Here is a 5942-nt window from a genome sequence, read left to right on the forward strand (position 1 = left end):
GTATATAATTTCCTATGGATTATAAAATAATATTGGAAGTGTTGGAAATAATATTATTACTGTATTATCTAGGAGGTAGTTATATGTTTAGTTTTGATATACATAAACATGATTTTAAACATGTACATTTTATTGGAATAGGCGGTATTAGTATGAGTGGTCTTGCAGAAATTTTGTTAGACGCAGGATATACTGTTTCAGGATCTGATATAAAAAACTCTGAAATAATAGAAAGCTTAAAGGATAAAGGAGCTATCATATATATAGGTCATGATAGAAATAATATAAAAGGTGCAGATTTAATAATCTATACGTCTGCTATCAGTAAAGATAATCCGGAATATATAGAAGCTATAGAAAAAAATATAGTAACTGTTGATAGAGCTACTTTCTTAGGACAATTAATGAGAATATACAAATCTTCTATTGCAGTTTCTGGGACACATGGAAAAACAACTACAACAGCTATGATATCTGTTATACTTGAACATTCTGATTTAGACCCGACTATCTTGCTAGGTGGAGTTTTAGACACCATCGGTGGTAATGTGAAAATCGGTAAAGAAGATATATTTTTAACTGAAGCATGTGAATATAAGGGAAATTTTCTTAAGTTTAATCCTAATATAGGTATAATTCTTAACATAGAAGAAGACCATTTAGATTATTTCAAAAATATCGAGCATATAGTTGAAACGTTTGCGAACTTTGCAGCTTTGCTCCCTGAAAATGGTCTGTTAGTTATAAATAATGATGATATAAACACCCCAAAAATTATTAATAAAACAAATTGCAATATTGTTACTTTCGGAATAAAAAATAAAAGTAATTATAAGGCAGGCGATATATCTTACACAAAAAATGGTTTCCCTAAATTCAAACTAATAATTAATAATTCTGAAGAATACAACGTAACTCTTAAAGTAATGGGAATACATAATGTATATAATGCTTTAGCTTCTATTGCGACAGCTCATAACCTTAATATTCCTATTAGTACCATAATAGAAGCTATCGAAAGCTATACAGGAACTCATAGAAGATTTGAAATGAAAGGTATTATAAATGGAGTTAGAATAATAGATGATTACGCACATCATCCAACTGAAATAAAAGCAACTCTTAATGCAGCAAAAAAACTTCCGCACAATAAGATATGGTGTGTATTCCAACCTCATACTTATACGAGAACTAAGGCTTTATTAAATGAGTTTAGTGAATCTTTTCATAATGCCGATACTATAATAGTAACTGATATATATGCTGCGAGAGAGAAAGATACAGGTCTTGTTCACTCAAAAGATTTAGTAAATTTACTTATAAGTAAAGGTATGAAATCTTTATATATTGATAACTTTACAGATGTTGTTGATTACTTGTCAAAACAAATTAGTCAAGGCGATATTATTCTTACCGTTGGAGCAGGAGATATATATAAGGTAGGAGAGATGTTATTAGATAATAGTCGATAATTGATAGTCAATGGTCGTAGTCGATAGATTAATAACTACTAACTAATAACTATCAATTTTTTAATTTAATAATGTTTAATTTTAAGAAATTTGGTTATAAATATAAATACTTAGTCCCCCACTCCCCCCATCAAAAATGGGTTCCCGAATTCATTTTGGGAACCCATTTACATAGTTAATTTTCAGTTTCAATATTTACATTGTACAATTTCATCATCAATTCTTTAATCTGTTTTGAATCATATGCAAAGTAAGATACTCTTTTCCCATCTATACTTTTATATATTGCCCTACCAGGAAGTGTAGTCATTGAAATATCTTCCGTTTTTATTCCTATTGCCTTACTTACATACAACAAAGTGTCAGTTAAACTCATATCTGTTTTAATATATTTAAAACAAGTTTGAGCTACAACTGGCAATCTAAAGCTTAAAGCTTTTTTTACAGCCGATTTAATAAATTGCTGCTGAGCTCTTATTCTGCCTAAATCCCCATCAGGATAACCTACTGTATTATCGTTATTATGCCTAAATCTCAAAAATTGAATAGCCTTCTCTCCATTTAATATCTGTCTTCCTTTTTTCAAGTTTATATGAAGAGGAGGTTTAGCAGTAGGATCATCATAAACCATATCAAAAGGGATATTTACCTCTACACCACCTAGAGAATCAACTATTCTCTCTACTCCCGAATAAGTTACTTTTACATAATGATGTATTGGAACTCCACCAAGCACAGCTTCTACCGCTTTCATTGTCCCTTTTACTCCTGCATCTCCATAAACAGCATTAATTTTTCTTTTATCAGCTTCTTCATAACCTAATCTGTAAAAATAAGTATCTCTAGGTATTGATATTAAATCTACTTTTTTTGTAACAGGGTCAAAGCTAGCAAATATTATAGTATCTGTTCTTGGTCCTTCTAATCCTAAAAGCAATATATTTATCCTTTTACTTTCTTGTATAGCTTTTTTAAATGGATCTAAAACTTTAGAATTATCGTTTGATGAATCACTATTATCCCCTGTTTCATTGTTGTCAACATGTTTTATATCCTCTTGAGTTGCTGCATTTGCATCATAAAATTTCATAAATGTAAATACACCTGCACCTATTGCTAAAACAAAGCAAAAAAACGCAATAGTAAATACCTTAAGAAACTGTTTCATTTATCTTCACCTTCCTAAACAATATGCTAGTTTACTGCTGCATACATGCAAAAGAACCTATTATTATTATAACACATTATTAATAATATTAAGTTACACTTAAGTTACAGATATTTGAATTACTAAATGATTATAGCATTAAACTTGTTTTTTTTCAAACTTAAATAGGGTGAGCGTTTAGCTCACCCTTATCTTTCAACAATAACTGCTGTTCCCTGACCTCCACCAATACATAGAGTTGCAAGTCCATATTTTGATTCTCTTCTTATCATCTCATAAATCAAAGTTATAAGAATTCTTGCTCCTGAAGCTCCTATTGGATGTCCTAAAGCTATAGCACCACCATTTACATTAACCTTTTCTGGATCTAATCCTAAATCTCTCATAACAGCTATTGATTGTACTGCGAATGCCTCATTAGCTTCAATTAAATCTAAATCTTCAACTTTTAACCCGGCTCTTTCCAATGCCTTTTTAGTGGCTGGAACTGGACCATATCCCATAATCTTTGGATCTAATGCTGCTGAAGCATATGATTTAATAGTAACTAAAGGCTTTATCCCTAATTCTTCTGCTTTTTCTTTAGCCATTACTACTAACATAGCTGCACCATCATTTATTCCTGAAGCATTACCTGCTGTTACAGTACCATCCTTTTTAAATGCAGGTTTTAATTTTGCAAGTTTTTCAATAGTAGTTCCGTGTCTAGGATATTCATCAGTATCTACAATAATAGGATCTCCCTTTCTTTGTGGTACTTCAACAGGAACTATCTCATCTTTAAATTTACCTTCTTTCTGTGCTTTTTCTGCTTTAAGCTGACTTTTTAATGCAAACTCATCTTGTTCTTCTCTAGATATATTCCACTTTTCAGCTATGTTTTCAGCTGTTATACCCATATGATAATTATTGAATATGTCTGTTAGACCATCATGAATCATTGTATCAATTAATTCTCCGTGTCCCATCTTAAGTCCCCATCTAACTCTAGGTACAAGATATGGAGCATTACTCATACTTTCAGTACCACCTGCTAAAATAACATCAGCGTCTCCTAACATTATAAACTGCGTAGCCATACTTACAGCTCTAAGTCCAGAACCACAAACTTTATTAATTGTCAAAGCTGGTGTAGTTTCTTTTAAACCTGCTCCTAGAGCTACCTGTCTAGCTGGATTTTGACCTAAACCTGCTGATAAAATATTTCCAATTATTACTTCATCAATCATATCTTCCTTAATGCCAGCTCTTCTAATTGCTTCCTTAGCAGCCACTACCCCTAAATCTATTGCTGATAATTTAGATAAACTACCACCAAAACTTCCTATAGGTGTTCTAGCAGCACCTACAATAACAACTTCTCTCATATTCTATAACCTCCTACAAACTAATATTATTCATCTAAAGGCTATCAGCCTATTTACATTATTGCTATTCACCATTCGACAACAAATAGACTAAAACTGGAATTTAATTGAAAACCATATTTAATATCTGTTCTCTGTTAACTGTCAACTGTTAACTTGCTTATTATTTACTGTAATCAAAAAATCCTTTTCCTGTTTTTCTTCCTAGCAAACCACCTCTAACCATTTTTCTTAATAATGGATGCGGTCTATATTTAGGGTCAGCAAATTCCTTATATAACACTTCCATAATAGCTAGACAAACATCATTTCCTATAAGGTCAGCAAGTGCTAATGGTCCTATAGGATGATTAGCACCTAATTTCATAGCATTATCAATATCCTCTGCTGATGCAACACCATCTGCTAAAATACCAACTGCTTCATTAATCATTGGAATAAGTATTCTGTTTACTACAAAACCAGGAGCTTCCTCAACTTCAACTGGAGTTTTACCCAACTCTATTGATAAATCACATACTAACTTTTTAGTCTCATCTGAAGTCGCAATACCTTTTATAATTTCAACAAGTTTCATGACTGGTACTGGATTGAAAAAATGCATTCCTATAACTTTTTCAGGTCTATTAGTTACACTTGCTATTTCTGTAATGGATAAAGATGAAGTGTTTGTTGCAAGTATTGTTTCTGGTTTACATACTTTATCTAATTCTTCAAATATTTTTTTCTTTATTTCCATATTCTCAACTGCTGCTTCAATAACTATATCTACATCTTTTATTAAATCAATATCAGTAGTAGTCGTAATTTTTTCAAGAACTTGGTTTTTTTCTTCTTCTGTCATTCTTTCTTTTTTTACATTTCTGTCCAAATTCTTAGTAATAATAGATATTCCTCTTTGAAGATATTTTTCATCAATATCTTTTAAAATTACTTCATGTCCTGCTTGTGCTAAAACTTGAGCTATGCCTGAACCCATTGTGCCAACACCAATAACACAAACCTTCATCAAATCTCCTCCTTAAAATTCATTTTAAAAGTGTGTTTTAATTACTGATTTTTAAACTCTGGCTTTCTTTTTTCAAGAAAAGTAGTCATGCCTTCTTTCTGATCGTCTGTAGCAAAGCATAATGAAAATAGATTTCTTTCTATTTCCATTCCTATTTCAATATCTGTTTCAAAGCCTCTATTTATAGCTATTTTTGAATATCTTACTGCAATCTGACCTTTAGAAGCTATCTTCTTTGCAAGCTCAATAGCTGCATTCATGAGCTCATCAGGTTTAGTAACTTTATTTACAAGCCCTATCTTTTCAGCTTCATTGGCATCTATCATATCTCCAGTAAATATCAACTCTTTAGCTTTAGCTATACCAACTAAACGTGATAATCTTTGAGTTCCTGCAAATCCAGGAGTAATTCCTAGCCCTACTTCTGGCTGCCCAAATTTTGCTTTTTCAGATGCTATCCTTATATCACAACACATCGCAAGTTCACATCCACCACCTAAAGCAAATCCATTTACAGCAGCTATAACCACTTTTTCCATAAGTTCAATCTTTCTAAAAACTTCTAAACCTTGTTTTGCAAACTTTCTAGCAGCCTCTGAAGTCATATCTTTCATTTCTACAATATCAGCTCCTGCAACGAATGCTTTACCCTCTCCAGTTATTATAACTACATAAATATCTTTGTCCTTTTCAATTTGATCTACTGCATTACTTAATTCTTCTAAAACTTTAGAGTTCAAAGCGTTCAAAGCTTTAGGTCTGTTGATAGTCAGTATACATATATTCCCTTCTTTTTTTAGTAAAAGGTTTTCATATTCCACACTACCCCTCCTTATCTTTTAACATACTTTACTACTTATTTTGACTCAAAAAAATATACCAAATTAAATTGTTGACAGTTTTAAATATAATTTCCGTTTATGGAT

5 protein-coding genes are annotated in these 5942 nt (G+C 31.5%); 1 reads left to right on the forward strand and 4 read right to left on the reverse strand.

The features are described 5' to 3' along the window. Nucleotides 1-83 precede the first annotated feature (83 nt). Nucleotides 84-1472, forward strand: coding sequence for a UDP-N-acetylmuramate--L-alanine ligase (gene murC / locus TR13x_RS10510; protein WP_054871893.1), 1389 nt, complete (start codon nt 84-86; stop codon nt 1470-1472). A 175-nt stretch (nt 1473-1647) separates the two neighbouring features. Here the strand turns inward: murC and TR13x_RS10515 are convergent, their stop codons facing one another. The 4 genes from TR13x_RS10515 to TR13x_RS10530 all read right to left on the reverse strand — a co-directional run bounded on the left by TR13x_RS10515 (nt 1648) and on the right by TR13x_RS10530 (nt 5837). Beyond that, entirely contained in the window at nt 1648-2640 is a 993-nt protein-coding gene (locus TR13x_RS10515; RefSeq protein WP_054871894.1) for an LCP family protein, read from the reverse strand. Nucleotides 2641-2828: 188 nt separating this feature from the next. Then, a complete protein-coding gene (locus tag TR13x_RS10520) occupies nt 2829-4007 on the reverse strand; it encodes an acetyl-CoA C-acetyltransferase (RefSeq protein WP_054871895.1) in 1179 nt (392 codons plus the stop codon). A 163-nt stretch (nt 4008-4170) separates the two neighbouring features. Continuing rightward, nucleotides 4171-5016: a 3-hydroxybutyryl-CoA dehydrogenase gene (locus tag TR13x_RS10525; RefSeq protein WP_054871896.1), complete on the reverse strand. Its 846-nt coding sequence runs from the start codon at nt 5014-5016 to the stop codon at nt 4171-4173. A gap of 41 nt (nt 5017-5057) precedes the next feature. Continuing rightward, on the reverse strand, nt 5058-5837 hold the full coding sequence (locus TR13x_RS10530) for a short-chain-enoyl-CoA hydratase (RefSeq protein WP_054871897.1): 780 nt from the start codon (nt 5835-5837) through the stop codon (nt 5058-5060). Nucleotides 5838-5942 lie beyond the last annotated feature (105 nt).

This window comes from Caloranaerobacter sp. TR13, assembly GCF_001316435.1.
Lineage (GTDB): Bacteria > Bacillota > Clostridia > Tissierellales > Thermohalobacteraceae > Caloranaerobacter.